The sequence below is a fragment of the Corallococcus sp. AS-1-12 genome, assembly GCF_020036995.1.
Lineage (GTDB): Bacteria > Myxococcota > Myxococcia > Myxococcales > Myxococcaceae > Corallococcus.
The window spans coordinates 26441-49340 of record NZ_JAIQDD010000014.1 but is presented as its reverse complement, the minus strand read 5'-3'; the positions used below and the strand labels follow the sequence as shown (position 1 = coordinate 49340).

Annotated in this window: 18 protein-coding genes; 8 read left to right on the top strand and 10 right to left on the bottom strand. The window is 70.9% G+C overall.

Annotation, left to right across the window (positions count from 1 at the left end; all coding sequences use genetic code 11):
* Positions 1-25: 25 nt before the first annotated feature.
* From K8556_RS22165 to K8556_RS22155, 3 genes are all read right to left on the bottom strand, one after another.
* A complete protein-coding gene (locus K8556_RS22165) occupies positions 26-1318 on the bottom strand; it encodes a Stp1/IreP family PP2C-type Ser/Thr phosphatase (RefSeq protein WP_014396319.1) in 1293 nt (430 codons plus the stop codon).
* Between the two features lie 57 nt (positions 1319-1375).
* Positions 1376-1888: an FHA domain-containing protein gene (locus K8556_RS22160; RefSeq protein WP_223742073.1), complete on the bottom strand. Its 513-nt coding sequence runs from the start codon at positions 1886-1888 to the stop codon at positions 1376-1378.
* A 70-nt stretch (positions 1889-1958) separates the two neighbouring features.
* The gene (locus tag K8556_RS22155) at positions 1959-2579 is read right to left on the bottom strand and encodes a hypothetical protein (RefSeq protein WP_223742072.1); all 621 of its coding nucleotides are present in this window, start codon (positions 2577-2579) and stop codon (positions 1959-1961) included.
* 110 nt (positions 2580-2689) lie between these two features.
* On the opposite strand from K8556_RS22155, the gene K8556_RS22150 reads away from it, so the two are divergent.
* Positions 2690-2884: a hypothetical protein gene (locus K8556_RS22150; protein ID WP_223742071.1), complete on the top strand. Its 195-nt coding sequence runs from the start codon at positions 2690-2692 to the stop codon at positions 2882-2884.
* A gap of 15 nt (positions 2885-2899) precedes the next feature.
* Here the strand turns inward: K8556_RS22150 and K8556_RS22145 are convergent, their stop codons facing one another.
* From K8556_RS22145 to K8556_RS22135, 3 genes are all read right to left on the bottom strand, one after another.
* Complete coding sequence (locus tag K8556_RS22145; protein WP_223742070.1) at positions 2900-3484, bottom strand: DUF2716 domain-containing protein; 585 nt, start codon at positions 3482-3484, stop codon at positions 2900-2902.
* A gap of 218 nt (positions 3485-3702) precedes the next feature.
* Complete coding sequence (locus K8556_RS22140) at positions 3703-4242, bottom strand: hypothetical protein (RefSeq protein WP_223742069.1); 540 nt, start codon at positions 4240-4242, stop codon at positions 3703-3705.
* A gap of 112 nt (positions 4243-4354) precedes the next feature.
* Positions 4355-5758, bottom strand: coding sequence for an RluA family pseudouridine synthase (locus tag K8556_RS22135; RefSeq protein WP_223742068.1), 1404 nt, complete (start codon positions 5756-5758; stop codon positions 4355-4357).
* A 351-nt stretch (positions 5759-6109) separates the two neighbouring features.
* Here K8556_RS22135 and K8556_RS22130 point away from each other — a divergent pair, with 351 nt between their 5' ends.
* From K8556_RS22130 to K8556_RS22115, 4 genes are all read left to right on the top strand, one after another.
* The gene (locus tag K8556_RS22130; RefSeq protein ID WP_223742067.1) at positions 6110-11341 is read left to right on the top strand and encodes a copper oxidase; all 5232 of its coding nucleotides are present in this window, start codon (positions 6110-6112) and stop codon (positions 11339-11341) included.
* Between the two features lie 99 nt (positions 11342-11440).
* Entirely contained in the window at positions 11441-13447 is a 2007-nt protein-coding gene (locus K8556_RS22125; RefSeq protein ID WP_223742066.1) for a YncE family protein, read from the top strand.
* The gene (locus K8556_RS22120) at positions 13444-14568 is read left to right on the top strand and encodes an SCO family protein (RefSeq protein WP_223742065.1); all 1125 of its coding nucleotides are present in this window, start codon (positions 13444-13446) and stop codon (positions 14566-14568) included. Before K8556_RS22125 ends, K8556_RS22120 begins: the two co-directional genes overlap by 4 nt.
* A gap of 11 nt (positions 14569-14579) precedes the next feature.
* The gene (locus K8556_RS22115) at positions 14580-16178 is read left to right on the top strand and encodes an ABC transporter substrate-binding protein (RefSeq protein ID WP_223742064.1); all 1599 of its coding nucleotides are present in this window, start codon (positions 14580-14582) and stop codon (positions 16176-16178) included.
* Here K8556_RS22115 and K8556_RS22110 read toward each other — a convergent pair.
* Together K8556_RS22110 and K8556_RS22105 are read right to left on the bottom strand one after the other, a co-directional pair.
* Positions 16170-17573, bottom strand: coding sequence for a sensor histidine kinase KdpD (locus tag K8556_RS22110; RefSeq protein ID WP_223742063.1), 1404 nt, complete (start codon positions 17571-17573; stop codon positions 16170-16172). The genes K8556_RS22115 and K8556_RS22110 overlap by 9 nt on opposite strands.
* Positions 17570-18262 carry a response regulator transcription factor gene (locus tag K8556_RS22105; protein ID WP_223742062.1) on the bottom strand — a complete coding sequence of 231 codons (693 nt, stop codon included), beginning with the start codon at positions 18260-18262 and terminating at the stop codon, positions 17570-17572. The genes K8556_RS22110 and K8556_RS22105 overlap by 4 nt, the downstream gene beginning before the upstream one ends.
* 202 nt (positions 18263-18464) lie before the next feature.
* Here K8556_RS22105 and K8556_RS22100 point away from each other — a divergent pair, with 202 nt between their 5' ends.
* Together K8556_RS22100 and K8556_RS22095 are read left to right on the top strand one after the other, a co-directional pair.
* Positions 18465-19835 carry an FAD-binding oxidoreductase gene (locus tag K8556_RS22100; protein ID WP_223742061.1) on the top strand — a complete coding sequence of 457 codons (1371 nt, stop codon included), beginning with the start codon at positions 18465-18467 and terminating at the stop codon, positions 19833-19835.
* A 122-nt stretch (positions 19836-19957) separates the two neighbouring features.
* A complete protein-coding gene (locus K8556_RS22095; RefSeq protein WP_223742060.1) occupies positions 19958-20368 on the top strand; it encodes a VOC family protein in 411 nt (136 codons plus the stop codon).
* 1 nt (position 20369) lies between these two features.
* On the opposite strand, the gene K8556_RS22090 is transcribed toward K8556_RS22095, so the two are convergent.
* Both K8556_RS22090 and K8556_RS22085 read right to left on the bottom strand, forming a co-directional pair.
* On the bottom strand, positions 20370-20828 hold the full coding sequence (locus K8556_RS22090; protein ID WP_223742059.1) for a GNAT family N-acetyltransferase: 459 nt from the start codon (positions 20826-20828) through the stop codon (positions 20370-20372).
* A gap of 34 nt (positions 20829-20862) precedes the next feature.
* Entirely contained in the window at positions 20863-22071 is a 1209-nt protein-coding gene (locus K8556_RS22085) for a multicopper oxidase family protein (RefSeq protein WP_304503987.1), read from the bottom strand.
* A 445-nt stretch (positions 22072-22516) separates the two neighbouring features.
* Between K8556_RS22085 and K8556_RS22080 the strand changes: the two genes are divergently transcribed.
* Positions 22517-22879: a hypothetical protein gene (locus tag K8556_RS22080; RefSeq protein ID WP_223742058.1), complete on the top strand. Its 363-nt coding sequence runs from the start codon at positions 22517-22519 to the stop codon at positions 22877-22879.
* The last annotated feature ends 21 nt before the right edge of the window (positions 22880-22900 follow it).

Below are 22900 nucleotides of genomic sequence, written 5' to 3'. Positions count from 1 at the left end.
CCCGGGGGCCGCTGGAGTTCCCGCTTCAGTCCTCCGCGAACGGTTGGATGGCCTGCGCCACCGCCAGCTCCTGCCGGGCCTCGCTCAGCTCCGAGTTGGTGGCGCGCAGCCGGTCGCTCAGCACCTGCACGAAGCTCCAGAGCATCTTCACCGCGAGGATCGCCTCGCGCTTCATCAGCCCCATCAGGTCCGAGCGGGCGATGACCATGGTCCGCGTGGGCTCCGTGGCGCGCACCGTGGCGGAGCGGGGCGCGTTGTCGATGAGGCCCATCTCGCCGAAGTGGCCGCCCGAGCGCAGCTCCGCGATCTCCACGCCGTTCTTCTCGATGGCCACCCGGCCCCGGATGACGACGAAGAGCTCCTCGCCCGGCTGCCCCTCCACGACAATCTCCCGACCCGCCGGGTAGGTGCGCGTGGTGGCGATGGACAGCACCGCCGTCTGCTCCTTGTAGGTGAGGTGGCGGAAGAGCGGGATCTTCCGCAGCGCCTCCATGCGCGACTGCGCCTCGCTCGTCTCCTCGCTGGCGAGCGCCGCGCTGTCCCCAGCCACCTTCACCACCACGGCGGTGATGTTGTCCTTGCCGCCGCGCTCGTTGGCCATCTCCACGAGCTTGCGCGGCAGGTCCCCGGGCTGGAGCCCCGCGACCAGGGGCAATATCTCCTCGTCCTCGATGTAGCCGTGCAGGCCGTCCGAACAGAGGAGGAACACGTCGCCGGGCATCAGGTCCACGATGAGCGTGTCGACCTGGACGGACTCCTGGATGCCCACCGCGCGGGTGATGACGTTGCGGTACTGCGAGGTGGCGGCCTGCTCCTTGGTGATGGTGCCGGCCTTGAGCTGGGCGGCGACGAGCGTGTGGTCCTCGGTGAGCCGGTGGCACTGTCCGTGCCGCACCAGGTACACACGGCTGTCACCCACGTGGCCGATGACGCCCTTGTTGCCGCCCACGGCCAGGCACACGAACGTGGTGCCCATGCCGCGCTTGGAGGCGTCCGTCATCGCCGTGCGGTAGATGTCCGCGCACGCGCGCTGCACCGCCACCTCCACCAGCGCGGCGGCGGCGGAGCGGCTGTCCGCCGTGGGGTTCTGCGCCAGGTCCTTGAGCAGGTGCCGGTTGGCCGCGATGTGCTGCTTGACGACCTCCGTGGCCCGCGCGCTGGCGACCTCACCCGCGGCGTGTCCGCCCATGCCATCGGCGACCATGAACAGGCCGAGCGACGCGTCCACCATCATCGCGTCTTCGTTGTGTTGCCGTTTCCGGCCGACATCGGTCAGCCCGAAGGCTTCTGTGGTCAAGGCCACCGCGAACGCTCCCATCCGTGCCTAGAGGGTGACTCCGCACGTTACGCAGGCCGCCGAAGACGTGGCAAGGCTTCAGGGTTGCAGGCGCACCGCCAGCAGGCGCGCGAAGGCTCCAGCCGTGTAGAAGCTGACCTCCACCTGACCGAAGCGCAGCCGCATCCCGTCCTCCACCGCCATGGGTTTGCGAGCCAACAGCCGGCTCCCGGTGACGTACGAGCCGTTCTTCGAACCCGCGTCCGTCAGCAGAAAACCGGTATCCCCCGCGTCCCGCGAAAACCACGCGTGAAACCGGGACACGCTGCCGTCATCCAGGACGACGTCGTTGTTGCCGGTGCGCCCCACGGTGATGCCGCGGCCGAAGGCGTTGCCCCGGCACTTGAGCAGCGGGAAGACGACGGGTTCGTCCTGACCGAGCGTCGGAGGGCCCGCGTTGGTCACCGTGCGCACGGGGTACTCCTCCAGGTCGGAGGGGGCGACCCCGCCCAGGGGCGGCGTGAAGAGGAGGAGGCCCGCAGGGAGCCCCCGTTCGAACTCCTCGCGGTTGCGCAGGTAGCGCGCGACGTGGGCACTGAGCAGCTCGGCCATGGGCATGGAAGCGGCGCCCTACCCGCACCGGCAGGCGGGGCCGCGCTCGCTCAGGGAGTGTACAGCGCCGCTACCGCCAATCCGCGAAAAATCCGATGTTCACGCCACCCACGAAGTCACGCGCGAAGCTGCGGTTCTTGAGGCCGAAGGGCTCCGAGTACCCCAGCGCCAGGCCCACGCCCACGTCCTGCGGGAGCTGGTAGCCAATCTGGATGCGGCCCTGGACGGAGCCCGCGACGCGGCGGTCCGGCGGCTGGGTGGTGAAGTGGGCGCCGTAGAAGGTGGGGCCGCCCGTCACCTGGAAGCCCCAGTGGACCTTGCCCGGCAGGTGGTTGCGGTAGCCGAAGCCCACCTGCGCGTTGTGCTCGTAGTAGGAGGACACCGGAAGGTAGAGGTTGCGGCTCTCCAGCGCGCTGTCGGGCAATGACGCCGCCCACCCCACCCCACCCTCCAGGATGGCGATCCACGCGTCCTTGCGGTCCTGGAAGATGGTGAACTCCCACTGGATGCGCACGTTGGGGATGACCGCGCCGTTGTTGAGCTGCGTGCCCAGGAACACGCCTCGGGGCAGCCAGAAGGGCGTGGGCGACACGTGGCCCCGCAGGTCCTGCGCCTCACGCGACTGCGCGGCGGCGGTGGTGGAGACCAGGGCAAGCGAGACAACCAGCAATGCGCGAGCGAGGTGGAGCATGGGTCCCTATCCACCGTGGCAGCGCGCACTTGTCAACGAAGTGTTCCGTTGGCTATGACACGCAGCGCCCTTCCTGCCGTCGCGGGAGGTCACCAGGAGCGGAACACCGAATGCCAGTCGTCACGGTCCGGGCCAGCAGCAAGCAGGGTCCGGCACAGCTCGACACGCTGGTCCGCAAGGTCGCGCAGAAGACGTCGGGGCTCCTGGAGGAGAACGACCGGGTGCTGGTCGTCTACGGCGAGGGGCGCGCCAACCTCTACTACGAGTCCGCGCCCCGCCCGCGCGCCGTGTCCCGGCCGGACTGACGTTCCGGGTTCCCCTCAGTCGTCGGGGCCCAACCTGCGCGCGCGCTGGAAGAGCGCCGGCGGGTTCCTGTCCACGGCGGCGATGAGGCGGTGTCCCAGCAGCTCGTAGGTCTCCGTCTCGATGGGCCCCTTGCCCGGGGCCTCCAGCCCGTCGAAGTTGCCCACGCGGTAGCGCGCGGCGAAGACGAAGTGGAAGTCCGGCGGCGCGAAGAGGTGCTCCGGGTCTCCCGCCGGGTGGACATCCATGGCCCAGCGCGGCTCGAACGACGGCGGGTGGATGCCGCGCTCCACGCGCTCCATGTGTTCACGCGTGTAGAGCCCGGTCATCTCCTCCAGCGTCGCGCCGGCCTCGAAGCGGACGTGCGGGGAGAGGCGGTAGCAGGGGTGCTGCGGGTCCAACGCGTAGAGCCAGCCCCCGGGCGGGGTGAGCTCGCGGAACACGGCGAGCATCCGCTCCGCAAGGTCGCGGTAGAGCTCCAGCCGGACGTCGTGCTCCAGGCGGAAGAAGTCCTCGCCCACGACGAAGCGCACGCTGCCCTGCTCCGGCGAAGGCCACGGATGGTCCAGCGCGTGGCGCTCCGCATCGCCCGACAGAGGCATCCAGGCTTCGGCTTCCGGTTTGAGTTCGATCACGACCCCTGCCCCCCTTGTCGCGAAAGCCCGGGTATGCGCGCAACGCAGGAATCACGCAAGCACCTGCCGGGAGGGGTCTGTGCATGGCACCCGACGTCCACCGCGACGAGGGCCGGATGTGGAAAGCCGCTGGGGCCACTCACACCCGGTGTCGCGCGATGGACGCTGGGATTGCGCCGGGTGAATCAGGGCACCGCCACTTCGTTGCCCTGGAACGTGTAGTCGAAGGTCCCCACGCGGATGCCCTGTCCGTTCGAGACCTCATCGAGCGTGCCGCGCACCACGGTGCCGTCGTAGTCGATGATGAGCTGCTGTTTCTCGACGCGACCCAGGCCCAGGCGGAAGTGCAGCCAGAGGTTCTCCCCCAGCTCCGCGGGCACGGGGCACACGAGGATCTGATCCGGGCGCACGTCGCTCAGCAGCTCGACCTCCACCTCTTTGCCGTCCGCACCGGGCAGCGCGACCTTCGCCCTGTAGCTGGCGGAGAGGGTGCACAACAGCTTGTTCATCGAGATGATGGCTTCATCGTCGTTGTAGACGTTGAAGCCCACGTCCAGGTCTCCCTCGGACACCTTCGCGCCGGTGTCGAGCTGGAGCTCCAGTTCGTACGTCCCCTGGTACTTGCGGTTGATGTCGTCCTGTCCGCAGCCGGCGAGCGCCGTCGCGGTCAGCAGCAGGCCCGCGATGAGCGACTTCGAGCCGGAGTTCTTGCGTGCGTAGGTCATGGGATTCCTCTCCAAGGTGGGGGTGTCTGTCCATGAAGGGCCTTCCCGCCCTTCCCTGTCCCTTGGACTCCGCGGCCCCTTGGATTGATCAAACAATCCACGGCGTCAGCCTTCAGAATGGCGCGAGCGAGGCGAATGCCAGACGCTCGCCCGTGCGTGGATGCACGAAGGCCAGCGCGTCGGCATGGAGCATCAGCCGCACGTCCTCTCGTCCAAAGCGCGCGTCCCCGGCGATGGGCAGTCCCAGCCCCAGGTGATGCGCGGCATGGATACGCAACGCGAGGGGAAGCTGGGTCGCGGGAACGAACTCCACCCGGGTCCGGGCCGCGTCGCGATGGAGGACCTTCCACGCGCTCCGGGTCCGCTTGCCGTGGCGGGCGTCCACGCAGTCCTCCAATGACGCGTGGGCCGCCGGGCGCAGCGGCAGGTCGATGAGGCCTGAGCCCCCGTCCACGCGGCCGTCCACCCAGGCGACGTGGCGGTGCTCCGCCTCGCCCTGGGAGAACTGGCGCTGGAGCGAGGCGCGGGTCACCGCGTCCCGGGCGATGACGAGGAGGCCCGAGGACTCGGGGTCCAGTTCGTGGAGGAAGCTGGCGGGGGACAGGTCCGGGAACCGGGGCTGGAGCCGGACGAGCACCGAGTCGCGCGTGGGCGCATGGCGTCCGGGGAGCGTGGGCAGGCCCTCGGGCTTGTCGACCACCAGGAGCCACGGGTCCTCATGGACGACGCGCGGTCCGGCGACGGCTGGCGCGGCGGGAGGCGGCAGCTCCACGTCCAGCCCTTTCAACATGTACGGCAGCACCGTGCCGCATTTGTTGTCACACGCCGGATAGTACGCACCGGATTCCCGGCGGCCATCCACGGGCGGCGCGCCCCACCAGAACTCCGCGAGTTCCAGGGGCGTCAATCCGTTGCGAAAGGCATACGCCAGCAGCTTGGGCGCCGCGCAATTACCGGCGCCACCGGGAGGAGGCCTGGGCGCGAACAGCGAGGCCAATGTCTGGGTTTCACCGCGTGCATTGGGAATGACATATCCTTGCGTCACCTGCCGCCACAGGGAGCGCGAGCGCTCGGCGCGCACGTGCTCCACGTCCGCCAGTCGCGCTTCCACGTCGCGCAGCGAATCAGCGCGCCCCTGCGCTCGCAACGCCTCGGCGTCCCGGCACAGCGCCGCATGCTGTTGTTCCAGCGCGGCCAGCTCCGCTTCGCCCGCGGGCCAGAACGCGTCGCGGGCCACCGGGTCGAACAGGGGCGGCACGAAGCCCTCCACGTTCCACGCGCCGTTCAGCATCCCGGAGAACGCCCGCAGGAACCCGAGCCGCCCCCCGGGCCCCGCGACGCCCAGCACGCCGAACATCTTCCCGCCCCCCGGCCGCCACAACGCCTCCGAGCACGCGGCGTCGCGGCGCAGCGCCTGCTGGAGCGCCTCCGCCGCCTTGCGCCCCCAGGCGCCAGGCGGGCCTCCGCGGAAGGGGCTCGCCAGCCGCTCCGGTGGGCGCTCCCCGGTCGTATCCATCCAAAGCATCAGGGTCGATTCCATGACTTCACCCGCGGGCACCTCCGGAGAGCTTCGCGCACCCGGCCCTCCACTTCCTTTGAATCCTCTTAGAGAGGACGACCTCCCGCATCGCCACGTCAACAAATCCGGAGCCTTGGACGGCCTGTTTACTTTCGATCAGCACCTCCCCTAGTGAAATGAGGTCACTCGAAGTCCGTCTGTGTTTCATCCGATTCCCCGCCTGCGAGCGGCGGGGGAAGCCTGAGAATTTCCTCATCAAAGGCTCTCATCCACCACATCGGGCAATGCCGAGGGGGCGTTGTGTTTCCACACCAGAAGAGAAGCATTGCGTCAAGACACGGGAGGACCGTGCTCTTCGCCGCGCTCTGCGGCGTGATGGCCTGCGGGCCGCGCGCGCCCGGGGACGCGCCCGAAGCCACGGGCGCCACCGCCCAGGGCATCCAGATCGTCAACCTGCCCTACCGGGACAAGATCGTCCCCCAGCCCGTTGCTCCGCCCTCCCCCGCGTGCGCCCGGACCGTCAGCGCGGAGGTGGTGGCCCTGGATCAGGTCTACACCTACAACCGCCTGGGTTCCTACAACCCGACGGGGATGATCTACGCGCTCCGCGACGACGTGGAGGCCATCGACGGCAAGCCCGGGCTGATCCCCGGCAACGTCCGCCTGAAGCCGGACAAGCGCCCGCGTCCGCTCACGCTGCGCGCCAACGTGGGGGACTGCCTCACGGTCGTGTTCCACAACATGCTGGCGCCCACGCGCTCGGCCATCCCCAGCCCGTCCCAGTCGCAGCCGGGCGTGAGCCGGGCGTCGGGCTCCAGCAATGGCTGGACGTTCCTGCGCAAGGTGCTCCCCGCCTGGGTGCTGACGCCCACGTATGACCGGGTCAAGTCGCTGCTCCAGAATGAGCCCGCGGGCGGCTTCTGGGTCGCGCTGGGTGACGAGGGCAAGTTCGACGACGCGCACCGCGAGGACTCTCCGGCCACGCGCACCGCGTCCATCCACGTGCAGGGCTTGCAGTACCTCACCATGGGCTCGGACGGGGCCTGGGTGGGCAAGAACGCCAGCAGCCTGGTGAGCCCGGGCGGCAGCACCACGTACACCTGGTACGCGGACCACGAGGGGGTCTTCTTCTTCTACAGCATGGGCGCGTCGTTCGGCGGCCAGGGCGACGGCGGCTCCACGGCGCACGGCCTCTTCGGCGCCCTCAACGTCGAGCCGCCGGGCGCGCGGTGGTACCGCTCCAAGGTCACCGGCAAGGTGATGGAGGCCGTCACCACGTCCCGCAACCCGGACGGCACGCCCGTCATCGACTACGAGGCGAAGGACGGCTCGGGCCGGCCGCTGCTGGCCATCCTGGACGAGGACCATCGCATCCGCCACGGCGACCTGGAGGCGCTCATCACCGGCTACAGCAGCACGGTGATGGGGACGTCCACGTCGCGCGACACCGGCAGCTTCCGCGAGCTCACCGCCATCTACCACGACGAGGTGAAGGCGGTTCAGGCCTTCGACGAGCTGGAGTGGAACCCCACGTTCCACAGCGTGCGTGACGGCTTCGGCATCAACTACGGCGTGGCGGGCCTGGGCGCGGAGCTGCTCGCCAACCGCGCGAAGATCGGCCCCACCAAGGACTGCGTCACCTGCGAATACGAGGAGTTCTTCCTGGAGTCGTGGGCCAACGGCGACCCCGCGATGAACGTGGAGAAGGACGCCTCCGGCCGCGCCACCCAGGCGCTCTACCCGGATGACCCCACCAACGTGCACCACAGCTACCTGGGAGACCCGGTGCGCATCCGCAACATCCACGCGGGCCCCGCGGAGACGCACGTCTTCCACCTCCACGCCCACCAGTGGAAGTTCTCCCCCAGCGTGGAGGCGTCCAACTACCTGGACTCGCAGACCGTCGGGCCGGGCTCCGCCTTCACCTACGACATCAACTTCGGCGGCTCCGGCAACCGCAACTTCACCGCGGGCGACTCCATCCACCACTGCCACCTGTACCCGCACTTCGCGCAGGGCATGTGGGCGCTGTGGCGCGTGCACGACGTCTTCGAGGCAGGCACGAGCGACCGCCTCCTCCCGGACGCGGAGATCAAGAACGGCACGCCCAACCCCGCCGTCGTCCCGCTGCCCGACCGGGCGATGCCGCCCATGCCCACCTACGCCAGCACCACCGTCACGGACGCCAACGGCCGGCCGGTGACGCGCCCGGCGTTCCCCGGCTACCCCTTCTACATCGCGGGCCTGGCCGGCCGCCGCGCGCCGCAGGCGCCGCTGGACCTGGAGTTCGACGGAGGCCTGCCCCGCCACATCGTCACGCGCGCCGTGGGCCCCGTGACGTACGGCGCCTCCGGCCGCTTCGACGTGGATCCCTCCGCGCTCAACATCAAGCTGCTGCCGCAGAACGGCACCCCCCTGGAGCAGAGCGCCATGGCGTTCCACTCGGGGAGCTTCCCCAACGCCTCCAGCGTCACCACGCTCTACGGCGACCTGGCGGCCGGCTACCCGTCCTACACGCCGCTGGGCGGCAGCGGGACGTTCACCGTCAACGGGCGCAAGCCGGTGGCGGGCGCGCCCTTCGCGGACCCCTGCCCGGAGAACGTGGGCGTGCGCAACTACCGCGCGGCCTATCTCCAGATCGACCTGCAGCGCATCAACCGCGCCGGGTGGCATGACCCGCAGGCCCGGCTGATGGTCCTCAACGAGGACGTGCCCGCGACCCAGGACGGCCTGCGCCCGCCGGAGCCCTTCTTCTTCCGGGCCCAGTCCGGCGAGTGCATCAACTTCTACGCGACCAACCTCATCCCCAAGCACCTGGAGCCGGACGCGTTCCAGATCTACACGCCCACGGACGTCATCGGGCAGCACATCCACCTGGTGAAGTTCGACGTGACGTCGGCGGACGGCGCGGGCAACGGCTGGAACTACGAGGACGGCACGCTGTCCTCCGACACCGTGGCGGAGCGCATCCACCTGGCCAACGCGGCCGGCGGCGCCTTCGCGGCGGACGGCGCCACCGGTGAGACGGGCACCCGGGTGACGCTCAGCGCCCCGGCGTCGCACCCGCGCATCAGCCGCGCGCCGGGCACGGCGCAGACCACGGTGCAGCGCTGGTGGGCGGATGACCCGTCCCCGCAGCGCACGCTGGAGACGGTCTTCACGCATGATCACTTCGGCCCGTCGTCGCACCAGCAGCACGGCTTCTTCGGCGCGCTCATCGTGGAGCCCAAGGGCTCCAAGTGGCGCGACCCGCGCACGGGCGTCTACTACGGCTCGCGCGTGGCGGACGGTGGCCCCACCAGTTGGCGCGCGGACGTCATCACCGCGGACCCCAGCCAGAGCTTCCGCGAGTTCACCCTGGGCTTCATGGACTACAACCCGCTCTACGACGAGTGCGGCCAGCCGGTGAACCCTCCCAACTACAAGGAGGACGCGCTGCCCTGGGCGGTCGGCTTCGAGTCCGTCGCCATGCCGGAGGCCATCAGCGCCGCGGACCCGGGCGGCATGATGATCAACTACCGCAACGAACCCATCCCGGTGCGCATCTCCTCGCGCTCCACGCGCTGCGGCACCCGCAAGCTGCTCGCCACCAAGGCGGGGGAGATGTCCAACGTCTTCCGCTCGGACATCCACGGTGACCCGTACACCCCGCTGATGGCGGGCTACGAGGGCGACCGCATCAAGATCCGCTTGGTCCAGGGCTCGCAGGAGGAGCAGCACAGCTTCAGCCTGCACGGACACAAGTGGCTGCGCGAGGGAGGCGACCCGAACAGTGGCTTCCAGAACGCCCAGGCCATTGGCATCTCCGAGCACTTCGAGTTCGAGCTGACCGGGGGCCTGCCCGCCATCGGCGGCACCTACGAGACGGCGGACTACCTCTACATGAGCGCGTCCAACGGAGACCTGTGGAACGGCATGTGGGGCCTCTTGCGCACGTACCGCAACAAGCAGAAGGGGCTGCGCTCGCTGGGGGACGTGGCGATGCTCGCGGTGGACCTGAACCCGCGGCTGGATCTGGCGGTGTCCGCGGGAGGCAAGGAGCCGCTCCAGGCCTACCCGCCCGTGTCGCTGCTGGAGATGCCGGAGCGCGCGGGCCTGCCCCGGCTGAGCGAGGACGACGAGACCATCCAGGCCTCCTATGAAATCAACGAGAAGGGCGAGGAGGTGAAGCAGCGCACCGTCGCGTTCGCGCTGGAGGAGCGCGAGGCGATGCTGAAAGTCGACCGCGAGTTGGTGCTCCAGTACGAGAGCAGCGGGAAGCTGGGCATCAAGCCGGTGAAGGTGGACTCGTGCCCCCGCAACGCGCCGGTGCGGCTGTACACGGTGTCCGCCATCGACTCGCGCAACTGGCTGCCCGGCGGCAGGCTCGTCTACAACAGCAAGTACGGCTTCTATGATCCGGACGCGGTCATCTTCGCCCGCGACGAGTACCTGTCCGACCTGAAGCTGGGCAAGCGCGCGCCGGAGCCGCTCATCCTCCGCGCGCGGGCCGGCGAGTGCGTGCAGGTGGTGCTGACGAACCGGCTGCCCGCGACGGTGCCCACGAAGAAGGACGTGTGGGCGCACCACTCGGCCATCACGTCCAGCTTCAACGTCAACCAGACGCGGATGTCCAACCACGTCTCGCTGCACCCGCAGTTGGTCAACGTGGACGTGAACACGGACGACGGCGCGAACGTGGGCCTCAACGCCCAGCAGACGGTGCCGCCGGGCGCGACGCGCACGTACCGCTGGTTCGCGGGCGAGTTCAAGAGCTCCCCCTGGACGTCGCCGTACCCGGTGGGCCAGGTGACGCCCATGGAGTTCGGCATCGTCAACCTGCGCAACATGGCGGACGTGGTGAACCACGGCATGCACGGCGGCATCGGCGCGCTGGTCATCGAGCCGAAGGACGCGGACTGGAGCACCGACCCCGGCACGGACGCGCAGGCGCGCGTGCGCTACACGCGCCCGGACGGCGGCAAGCAGACGTTCCGCGAGTTCGTCCTGCTCTACCAGGACGACCTGGGCCTGCACACCGACAACCCCCGCTTCCAGGACTCCGGCACCAGCGGCCTGAACAGCGGCACCGCGCTGCGCAACACCAGCGGCATCGACGACTCGCAGGACACCGGCCAGAAGGGCTTCAACTACCGCACCGAGCCCCTGTGGGCCCGCCTGGGGGTGCCTCCGCAGACGCCGCCGGAGGACACGAACAACTACGACCTCACCGCCATCCTCAGCTCCGCCACTCATGGTGACCCGGCCACGCCGGTGTTCACCGCGAAGGTCGGTGAGCCGGTGCGCTGGCGCGTGGGACAGCCGTCCGGCCACTCGCGGCAGCACGCCTTCGCCATCCATGGCGCGGAGTGGCGCCGCAACCCGTGGGCCGAGGGCGCGCAGTCGCGGGTGATGGGCCCCAACGCCACGTCGCCGGTCATCTCCACGCAAGGGGGCTCTTCGGTGATGCACCACTGGAACATCGTCCCGGAGTACGGCGCGGGCGGTGCCTACGGCGTCACGGGGGACTACCTGTACCGCGACATGCCCAGCTTCCTCTGGAGCAGCGGCGGTCTGTGGGGCGTGTACCGGGTGGAGTAGCCCCGGGAGCCCGCCCCGGGCGGCGCGAGCGGTGGAAGGCCTCTTCTTCCCCTCGCGCCGCCCCTCCTTCCTTCCTGGCCTCACCGCTTCAAACCGCCCATGCGCAAGCCCTTCGTTTTCGCCACCGCCGGTCTGCTGTCCACGGGCCTCCTCGCCGTGGGGGGACATGCCTTTCTCACGCGGGCCCCCGCCCAACCCTCCGAGCCCTCCGAGTCCTCCGAGCCTGGGGGCTCGCGGCCCGCGCCCCTCACCGCGCCCGCCGCGAAGGTGACGCGCGACGGGGTGTCGCTCGCGTTCGACCTGACGTTGATGCCCCGGCGGATGGAGGCCGAGCAGGGCTCGCCGCTCCAGGCGCTCGCCCGCGTCGCCGTCACGGATGCCCGCACGGGAGAGCCGCTGGCGGGGCGCCGCCCCCTGGCGTGGATGCGCCTGCGCCCCCCGGGCGAGCCTGCTCCGGACGACGCCGCGTGCAAGGCGCGGGTGCGCTCGTATCTGGGCGGGTTGCTGTCCGCGCAGGCGGACGTGGACTTCAACGCGTACTGGTTCCTCACGCTCAATCACGACCAGACGGTGTCCGTCATCAACCCGCAGATCGCCTTCGACCGCACGAAGCTCCAGCACCTGGTCTCCGTGGGCGGCGGGGCGGCGGACTGGGCGCTGCTGCCGGACCGCTCCGCGCTGTACGTGACGGTGCCGGCGCAGGACACCGTGTCCGTGGTGGACACCCAGCGCTTCGTGGTGACACGCCCGCTGCGCGTGGGGAGCCAGCCGGGGCGCATCGCGCTGTCCCCGGATGGCCTCACCGCGTGGGTGAGCAACGACGGCGACGGCACGGTGAGCGTCATCGACACGCCCGCGCACGCCGTGCGCGACCCGGTGGACGTGGGGCCGGGCCCGCATGCCTTCGGCTTCTCCGACAGCGGACGCACCGCCTGGGTCTCCGCCCGCGACGCCACGGCGCTGACGGCGCTGGACGTGGCCTCCGGCGAGGTGCTGGGCCGGGTGGAGGTGGGCGCGGGCGTCACAGCGCTGGCCTGGAGCGACGTGGCCCGGGCCCTCTTCGCTTCAAGGCCCGGGGCGCGGGAGGTGGTGGTGGTGGACGCCGCGCGGCGCGAGGTGTCGCGCCGCATCCCGGTGAAGGGCGGCCTGGACGCGCTGCGCTTCGACAACACCGGCCGCTGGGCCTTCCTGGTGCACCGGGACACCCACACGGTGGACATCCTGGACGCGGCCTCCGGCCAGGTGGCCCACACGCTCACCGGCTTCTCCGCGCCGGACTCCGTCGTGTTCACGGACGCCTTCGCCTACGTGCGCAACACCACCGACAGCCGCGTGACGCTGGTGGAGCTGAAGACGCTGGAGGGCACCGGCACGCCCGCCCAGGTGCACATCACCGCGGGGCAGCGCCCCGCCGCCGACGCACGGGAGCTGGGCCGCTCGGACCCCATCGCGCCGCTGCCGGAGGGCAATGGCGTCATCATCGCGGGCAACGCGGACCGCGCGCTGTTCCTCTACCAGGAGGGCATGATGGCCCCACGCGGCACGCACCTGAACTACGGCCGCGAGCCCCGCGCGGTGAAGGTGTTGGACCGCTCACTGCGCGAGGTGGAGCCCGGCGTCTTCACCGCCCGGGGCAGCGTGCGCGAGAACGGCACCTATGACGTCCAGTTGCTGCTGGACAACCCCCGGGTCGTGGCGTGCCTGGAGTGGAAGGTGGGCCAGGTCCCGCTGGACGCGTCGCTCGCGAAGACGCTGCCCTTGAAGCTCACGCCGGAGTTCGACGCGAAGCGGACGTACGCGCCGGAAGAGACGGTGCCGCTGCGCTTCCGCCTGGAGCCCACCGCCGGCACGGGCGCGCCCGCGGTGGCGCCGGAGGAGATCCGCGTGCTGCTGTTCCGCACGCCCGGCACCTGGCAGGTGCGCACCGAACCCCGGCGCGTCGCGGATGGCGTGTTCGAGGTCGACTTCCGGCCGCCGTCGCCGGGCCAGTACAAGTTCGTGGTGGGCGTGGAGGGCCGGGGGCTGGACCTCGGCCGCCTGCCCACCTCCACCCTCGGCGTGTCGTCCCCGCTCGCGGCCGCCGTCACCTCCGAGTCCACCCCATGATGATTCCGACCCTGAAGCAGGCGGTATTCGCCCTGGCGCTGGCGTGCGCGCCGCTCGCGCACGCGCAAGAGGACGCGCGCGTGCCGCTCCCCTCCCCGCCCGCGGCCCCCGCGTCGCTGGACGTGACGGTGCCGGACGTGACGCTGGTGGATCAGCACGGCCGGCAGGTGAAGCTGTGGTCGGACCTGGTGCGCGGGCAGACCGTGGCCATCAACTTCATCTTCACGCGCTGCAAGACCATCTGCACGCCGGTGACGGCGACGCTCGACCGGGCGCGCCAGCAACTGGGGCGCGGCGCCAACGTGCGCTTCATCTCCATCACGCTGGACGTGAACAACGACACGCCGGAGCGGCTGGCGAAGTTCGCGGAGCCCTTCCATCCGGGCCCGGACTGGTCCTTCCTCACCGGAGAGCCCGCGAAGGTGAAGGAGGCGCTGGTGGCGCTGGGCGGGTATGTCCCGGACAAGGAGTCGCACCGGCCGCTCGTGCTCGTGGGCAACGCGCTCACCAGCCGGTGGACGCGCGTGGACGGGCTGGGCAGCCCCTCGCGCATCGTGGAGGCGGTGAAGGAGGCGCAGGCGTCCTCCGCCGCGCCGCCGGAGCTGGCGGCCGTGGACGGCACGGCCGCCCAGGACGCCGCGGCGGCGAAGTACTTCACCAACACGGAGCTGGTGGATCAGCACGGCAAGACGCACCGCTTCTACGAGGACCTGGTGCGGGGCCGGACGGTGCTCATCAACTTCGCGTTCACGTCGTGCAAGGGCGCGTGCTCCCCCATCACCCAGCACCTGGCGGAGGTGCAGAAGAAGCTCTCGGCGCGCATGGGCAAGGACGTGCACATGCTGACGCTCTCCGTGGACCCCACCAACGACACCCCCCGGAGCCTGGCGAAGTTCGCGAAGAAGTTCGGCGCGCAGCCGGGGTGGTACTTCCTCACCGGCTCGCGGGAGAACATCACGCTCGTGCTGAAGAAGCTCGGCGGCTACGCGGAGAAGCCGGACGAGCACAACACGACGCTGCTCATCGGCGACGCCTCCACGGGCATGTGGGTCAAGTCCCCGGCCATGGCGATGGCGGACAACATCGTCGCCGCGGTGGAACACCTGAACGATCCCCGGTGAGGGAGCACGGCATGCGGCAAGAGCGCGGTGGCGCAACGGGAGCCGGATGGAGCGTGGTGCTGGCGCTCGTGGCCGGACTGCTGGGGGCCGGTTGCAGGCGCGAGGCACCTCCGCGGGCCGCGACGCCCGAAGAGGTGAAGCGCGGGCGCGCCTTCTTCCAGCGGGGCCAGTCCCCCCAGGGCTCGCCGCTCACCGGCTTCCTGGGGCCGGAGCGGGTGGAGCTGGAGGGCGCCGTCGCCGCGTGCGCCCGCTGCCACGGGCCCTCCGGGCGGGGCAGCCGCGAGGGCGGCGTGGAGGTGCCGGACATCACGCCCGGCTCGCTCCAGCACGCGCGCGCGGTGGGGCTGGAGGACATCGAGGACCGCTCCCGCCCCGCGTACACGCGCGCCACGTTGCTGCGCGCCATCACGGAGGGCGTCTCCGCCAGCGGCCGTCCCCTGGGCGTAGCCATGCCGCGCTACGCGCTCGCGAAGGCGGACGCGGACGCCCTGCTCGGCTACCTCCAGGCGCTGGACGCGGCGCCGGATCCCGGCCTCTCCGCGACGACGCTCACGGTGGGCGCGGCGCTGCCGTTGACGGGGCCGCTGGCGCCGCTGGGGCAGGAGATCCAAGCGGTGGTGCGCGCGGTGTTCGCGGACGTGAACGCGCGCGGCGGCATCTTCCGGCGCAGGCTGGTGCTGGTGGTGGAGGACGACGCGGCGCTGTACGCGACGGCCGCCTCCCCCTCGGGCACGGACGCCACCGCGCGGCTGCTGGAGCGGGACGTCTTCGCGCTGGTGGCCAGCCTCCGCCCCGCGCGGCTCGCGTCCGACGCGAGGCTGGAGCGCGAAGGCGTGCCGCTGGTGCTGCCCCTCCCGCTGGAGCCGGGGCCGCCGCCGGACGAGGAGCCGGTGTTCCTCCTCTACCCGGAGCCCTCCATGCTCGCCCGGCTCGCGGTGCAGCACCTGGCCAGCACGGGGGAGCCCCGGCTGCGCCGGCAGCCGCTCGCGGTGGTGCACCCGGACGACGAGGCCGGCCGCGCGTGGTGGCAGGCCGTGAGCGCGGAGGCGGGGCGGCGGGAGCTGGCCACGCCGCTGGACTGGGGCCTCGCGCTGGATGAAGCGGAGCCGGGGCCCGCCCCCTTCGCGGTGCTGTACACCGGCACGTCCGACGGGCTGGCCACGCTCTTGAGGACGCTGGCCGCCCGCGCGCTGACGGTGCCGGTGTTCGCCCCGGCGGCGCTCGCGGATCCCCGGCGGCCGGAGCACACGGGGGGCCAGGTCACGTTCCTGTCCCCCGTGGGGCTGGGCGAGCACGCGCCCGACCTGGAGGCGCTGACCGCGTTCATGGACCGGCACGGCATGAAGCCCGGCCACACCGCCTTCCAGTTGGGGGCCTACGCCGCCGCGAGGGTGTTGGTGGAGGCCGTCACCCGCGCGGGCGCGGACCTCACGCGCGCGAGCCTGCAACAACAACTGGAGTCCCTGCGCGACTTCGACACCGGGGTCTCTCCGCCAGTCAGCTTCGGCGTGAACCGGCGGGTCGGCGTCCAGGGCGCGCAGCTCGCGACGCTGGAGGCAGCGACGGGGCGCCTGCGGGCCGCGTCGGATTGGATTCCCCTCTCACCCTGAGGCCCGCTCGTCCCCGGGAGCCACCACCGGCAGCTCCAGCACGAGCTCCGCTCCGGGAGCCGTCCCGGGCGCGACATAGGCCCGTCCCCCATGCCGCCGCGCGACCTCGCGCACGATGGCCAGGCCCAGCCCCGCTCCGGGGCTGGGCTCCGCGCCAGCGACGCGGTGGAAGGGTTCGAACACCGCGTCGTGCTCCGCCAGGGGAATGCCCGGGCCGGTGTCCCGCACGCTCACGCGGAGGCGTCCCGACTCCTCCGCGAGCCGGACGTGGATGTCCCCACCCTTCGGGGCGAACTTGAGGGCGTTGCCCAGGAGGTTGTCCACGGCCTGCCGCAGGCTGCCCGCGTCGAACGGGGCCTCCACCCCGGCGGGCGCGTCCAGGTGGATGAGCAGCCCCCGCTGCTCGGCCGCCGCGCGGGCCCCCTCCACCGCCTGCGTCAGGAGCAGGGCCAAGTCGCCCTTCTTCCAATCCCACGCACCGCGCCCCGCCGTGGCCATGTCCAGCAGCGAGTCCGCCAGCACCGCCAGCCGGTCCACCTCCGTGCGCGCGTCCTGGAGCGCGACGCGCAACACCTCCGCGCTCCGCTCGCGCCGCAGCGCCAGGTCCAGGCTGGTGCGCATCAGCGCCAACGGCGTGCGCAGCTCATGCGCCGCGTTCGCGATGAGCCGCTCCTGCGCCTCGCGCGCGCCGCGCACGCGGGCCGTGGCCTCGCGGAGCGCCGCGCCCACCTGGCCTATCTCGTCGGTGCCCGGGCCCTCCGCCGGGGACAGCGTGAAGTCTCCTTCGCGCAGCCGCTCCAGGTTCCGGGCGATGGCCGCCAGCCGCCGTGACAGCCGGCGTGCCAGCAGGGTCTGCACGATGAGCAGCGCCCCGCCCATCACCGCCGTCAGGGAGAACGCCATCCGGAAGAACGAATCCACCGAGCGGTCCACCTGTCCCAGCGAGGCCAGCAGCCGCAGCCCGTACCACTCCCCTTGCGGCGACCGCACGTTCACCATGACCTCGCGCCATCGGCTTCCGTCCGGGGACACCTCGGTGGTCAGCGTGGGCTCACCCTCCCGGGTGCCCGGCACGCGGCGCGGCGGCTCGGGCGCGCCCTCGGAGACCGGCGGATAGCGCATCACGAGCCGTCCATCCGATTGATAGAGGTAGCCCTGCGGGGCGAAGGGGCGCACCTGCTCCACCAGCGGAGAGACGGCCATGTGGAGGTGGACCTTCTGCCCGGGACCGTCGAAGAGGCTCACGCTCTCCACCGCGGCCTGCGCCAGCAGCGCGCGATCCAACGAGCGCTCCAGGTCCGCGCGGAACAACTGCCCCGCCACCGCCAGCGCGCCCAACGTGGCCAGCGCGGGCAGCAGGGCCCCGTGCAACCACAAGCGCCGCGCCAGCCTCATGCGGGGTGGCCGCCGGACGGCGCGACCACGAGCTTGTAGCCCACGCCCCGCACGGAGCGGATGGACACGTGCGCGGCCCCCAGCCGCTCCAGCTTCGTGCGCAGGTAGCCCACGTACACGTCGAGCACGTTGGCGCTGCCGTCGAAGTCCGGCCCCCAGGTCTGCTCCATCAGCCGCGCCCGCACCTGGGGCTCACCGGGGTGTCGAGCCAGGGCGCTGAAGAGGGCGAACTCGCGCGCGGTGAGCGACTCCTCCCGCGAGCCGATGCGCAGGACGCGCCGGCCGGGCTCCAGCACCAGCTCCCCCAGGCGCACCACGCCGTCCTTTGTGTCACCTCGGCGCCCCAGGACCTCCAGCCGCGCGAGCAGCTCCTCGAAGTCGAAGGGCTTGACCAGGTAGTCATCCGCGCCAGAGCGAAGGCCCTTCACCTTGTCGGCGGTGGTGCCCCGCGCGGTCAGCATCAGCACCGGGGTGCGCACGCCGGCCTCGCGCCAGCCCTTGAGCAGCGTCATGCCATCCGTGTCCGGCAGCGACCAGTCGAGGACGATGACGTCGTAGGACTCCGGGCTGCCCAACGCGAGCGCCTCGCAGCCCCGGGAACAGACATCCAGGGCGTGCCCCTCCTCCCCCAGGCCCTTGCGAAGCAGGAGCACCATCTTCGCCTCGTCCTCGACGAGCAGAAGTTTCATGCGCTGTACCGCCTCCTCGAACCGTGCCATTCGGACCCGCGGTGTTACGGATTGTTTCATGGCCGCCTACTTGGGGACCAGCCTCCCTCGAAGGCAGGTGGAACGCGCGAGGCCCTCCTGGCCGTCACCTGAATGTCACACAGCGCGATGAAGCGGCCCCGGCTCCGGGGCATGCTCACGGTCCAGAGCCTGGGAGGCCCTCATGACGGTCGACGTGGAGCGAGCGCTGGCGGAGGTGTTGCCGGCGGAGGCGGTCGTCACGGATCCCGACGTGCTCGCGGCGCACCGGCGCGACCAGGCGGAGTGGGCGCCCTCGGGCATGCCGAGGGTGCTGGTGCGGCCCGGGTCCACGTCCGAAGTGCAGGCCGTGCTGCGCGTGGCCACGGCGCTGCGCGTGCCGGTGGTGCCCCGGGGCGCGGGCTCGGGCCTGTCGGGGGGCGCGAACGCGAGCGACGGCTGCATCGTCCTGTCGCTCATGCGGATGAACCGCATCCTGGAGGTGGACCGGCGCGGCCTGCTGGCCGTCGTCCAGCCCGGCGCGCTCAACGGCGCGGTGAAGGCCGCCGCCGCGGAGCAGGGCCTCTGGTACGCGCCGGATCCCGCGAGCTGGGAGTTCTCGTCCATCGGCGGCAACCTGGCCACCAACGCGGGGGGCCTGTGCTGCGTGAAGTACGGCGTGACGGGTGACGCGGTGCTGGGGTTGGAGGCGGTGCTCGCGGACGGCACCGTGGTGCGCACCGGCGGGCGGACGGTGAAGAACGTGGCGGGCTATGACCTGACGCGCCTCTTCATCGGTTCGGAGGGCACGCTGGGCGTCCTCACGGAGGCGACGCTGCGGCTGCGGCCCCGGCCGCCGAAGGCGACGACGCTGGTGGCCGCGTTCCCCACGCTGCTCAGCGCGGGCACGGCCGTCTGCGACATCATGGAGCGCTCGCGCCCGTCCGTGCTGGAGCTGATGGACCGCACCACCGTGCGCGCCGTCGAGGACTGGAAGCCCATGGGCCTGGACGTCACCGCGGAGGCCCTGCTCATCGCGCGCTCCGACGCGGGCGGAGTGCAGGGCGAAGAGGAGCTGGCGTTGATGGTCGCGGCCTGTGAGCGGGCCGGCGCGACCACCGTGATGAGCACCGCCGACGAGACCGAGGGCGAGCTGCTCATGGGCGCCCGGCGCTTCGCCTTCCCGGCGCTGGAGCAGCGCGGCGCCACGCTGCTGGATGACGTGGGCGTGCCCGTCGTGCGCATCCCGGAGCTGCTCGCGGCGGTGGAGCGTATCGCGCAGGAGCACGGGGTCCTCATCGGGACGTTCGGGCACGCGGGCGACGGGAACATGCACCCCACCGTCGTCTTCGACCGGAAGGATCCGGCGGCGCTGGCACGGGCGAAGGAAGCGTTCGACGCCATCCTGCACGCGGCGCTGGCCCTGGGAGGCACCATCACGGGCGAGCACGGCGTGGGTTCCCTCAAGCGCGGCTTCCTGGCCGCGCAGTTGGGCCCGGAGACGCTGCGTCTTCACCAGGCAATCAAGGGCGCGCTCGACCCGCTGGGCCTGCTCAACCCCGGCAAGGTGCTGTGATTCCGGCGGGTTGGCGGCGGCGCGGGGGAAAATAAATCCGGTGTCGATCCCACCGGGGCGCGTTCGTCGCGTGGATGAAGGCGACGTTCACCTCATCCCCTTCTTCCGCCAGGAGACGCACCATGGGCACCAAGATCTTCGTCAACCTCCCCGTCGAGTCGCTGGACCGCGCGGTCGGTTTCTTCACGAAGCTGGGCTACACGTTCAACCCCCAGTTCACCGACGCCAACGCCACGTGCATGGTCATCAGCGAGGACATCTACGTGATGCTGCTGGTGAAGCCCTTCTTCAAGACGTTCACCCCGAAGGAGGTCGCGGACGCCACGAAGACGACGGAGGTGCTCATCGCCCTGTCCCAGGAGAACCGCGCCGCCGTGGACGCACTGATGGAGAAGGCGCTGGCGGCGGGCGCGAAGGAGACCAAGGAGAAGACGGACATGGGAATGATGTACCAGCGCAGCTTCTGCGACCTGGATGGCCACCAGTGGGAGCCGTTCTGGATGGACCCCGCCGCCGTGCAGCCGCAGCCGTGATTCACAGGGGGCGCTTCATGCCCTCGTGGCTCGCCACGAACCCCAGCCGCGCGTAGAAGCGGTGGGCTTCGTGGCGGAGCTTGTCCGTCGTGAGCTGCATCAGGCCGCAGCCCCGGGCCCGTGAGCGCTCCATGGCGTCCACCATCAACGCCTCGCCAATGCGCTGCCCCCGCAGGTCCGAGCGCACGCGCACCGCCTCCACCAACGCCCGCCGCATCCCGCCCCGGCTCAGGCCCGGGATGTACGTGAGCTGCAACGTGGCGACGACCTGCCCGTCCTGCTCGCCCACGATGAGCTCGTTGTTCGGGTCGGCGGTGATTTCGTCGAACGCAGCCTGGACGGACGGGCTGACCTCCGCCGTGTAGCCGGTGCGAGCCTGCGCGACGGCGTCATCCGCGAGCAGCTTGAGAATGGTGGGCAGGTCGGCGGCACGGGCGACGCGGAAGGTGGTGGGGGCCATGGCCCTCCAGCCTGCCCGGAAGCCCGTTCCAGCCTCAAGCCGGTGAGCCGGGCTCCACCGGAGCCGGGGCCTCCACGTCGATGCCGTCCCGGCGCAGCGCGTCCGTGCTCGCCGCCTGGGCCAAGGTGCCGGGCGGGTTGTCATACCAGCCCGGGTCCTTGTCTCCGTCCAGGCGCTCGCGGACCTTGAGCACGGTGAACATGCCGCCCATGGTGATGTAGTCGTGCTTGCCCTGGTGTCCCATCATGGGGATGGAGTTGGACGGGACAGGCATCCCCATCTCCCCCATCTGCGCCATGCCCGACTGGCCCATCATCATGTAGCCGGGCAGCAGCGCGCGCACCTTCGCGTCCAGCGCCCCCGGCTTCACGCCAATCATGTTGGGGAAGCCATGGCCCATCTGGTTCATCATGTGATGGGTCATATGGCAATGCAGGGCCCAGTCGCCGGGCGCGTCCGCCACGAACTCGATGGCGCGTGCGCTGCCCACGGGGACGAGCACCGTCGTCTCCGGCTGCTGCGCGGACTCGGGGACACGCCCGGCGTCAGTCTCGGTGATGCGGAAGTGAAAGCCATGCAGGTGGATGGGGTGGTGATTCTGCGGGCTCAGGTTGCCGAGCCGGATGCGCACCCGCTCCCCCTGGCGGACGACGAGCGGCTCCGTGCCCGGGAACGCCTTCGCGTTCATGGTGAGCACGTTGAAGTCCGTCATCTCGTTCGGATTGGGCCGGCTGGTGCCTGCGTCGATGCGCCACTCATGCAGCAGGATGACGAAGTCCCGGTCGATGCGGGGCCCCGTGGGCCGACGCGGGTGGATGACGAACATGCCCGTCATGCCGAGGCCGATCTGCGTCATCTCGTCATGGTGCGAGTGGTACATGTTCGTCCCTGACTGACGCAGGGTGAACTCGTACTGGAACGTCTCACCCGGGGCGATGGACTTCTGGTTGAGGCCGCCCACGCCGTCCATGCCGTTGGGCAACAGGATGCCGTGCCAGTGCACGGTGGTGGGCGCGGGCAGCCGGTTGGTGACGTAGATGCGCACCCGGTCCCCCTCCACCGCCTCGAGGGTGGGCCCGTGGACCCGGCCGTTGTAGCCCCAGCAGGAGGCCTTCAGACCGGGCGCGAACTCGTGCTCCACCTCCTCGGCGACCAGGTGGAAGACCTTCGCGCCATCCACCACCTTCCACGGCAGCTTGGAGCCATTGGGCACCACCACGGGCCGGTAGTCCCGGCCGGGCATCCCGGGGCGCAGCCAGTCTTGCCGCGCCTGTCGTGGGCTCGTGCTTGCGGTAGAGCCCTCGTGAGGCCCCGGGACTTCCGACCGGGCATGGGCCGCCGAGCCGCTCAGCAGCATGGCGCCCCCCGTGAGCGTGGCGCCCGCTGTCGCCAGCATGCTTCGCCGGGTCAGGGTTCCCGGCCCTCCTGCCTCGGGAGGACCTCCAGCGTGCTCGGTCTCAAGGGTTCGGGTGCTCATGGGGACCTCGTGGCCATGCCGCGATGGCAGCCAGGATGAGGCCCCCTGTCGATGTCCCGCGGTCCATGAGGTTCACCACCTCACGTCTCCGCCAGGGATTCAGACGGCAATCCACCGCCTACACCGCCGTCCTCCGATCGCTCGGGCAGGCCATCCTCCAGCGCCGGCAGCAGCTTTTCCCTGGGGAAGTTCAAACCTGGGAGGCATTGCCATGAGGAAGCTTGGATACGGTCTGCTCGTCACCACGGGGCTGCTCTTCGGACCGCTCGCCGGAGCCCAAGGCACTCCGAGCCCCGGGCGCCAGACGAACGCACCCGCGCAGCAGCAGACTGGCTGCCCCTGCGGGATGATGGGCCATGGCATGGGCGGAGCGGGAATGAGCTGCCCCATGCGCGGAAAGGCGGACGTGAAGGTGGAGCAGACGCCGACAGGGGCCGTCCTGCGGCTCACCGCGAAGGACCCCAGTCAGGTCGACGACGTCCAGCGCATGGCGGAGAGGATGCAGCACTGCATGAGCGGAAGCGGCACCCCACAACAGGGGCAGCCATCCTCGCCCGGTCAGCAGCAGCGCTGACGAGCCCGCCCTCCGCGTGGC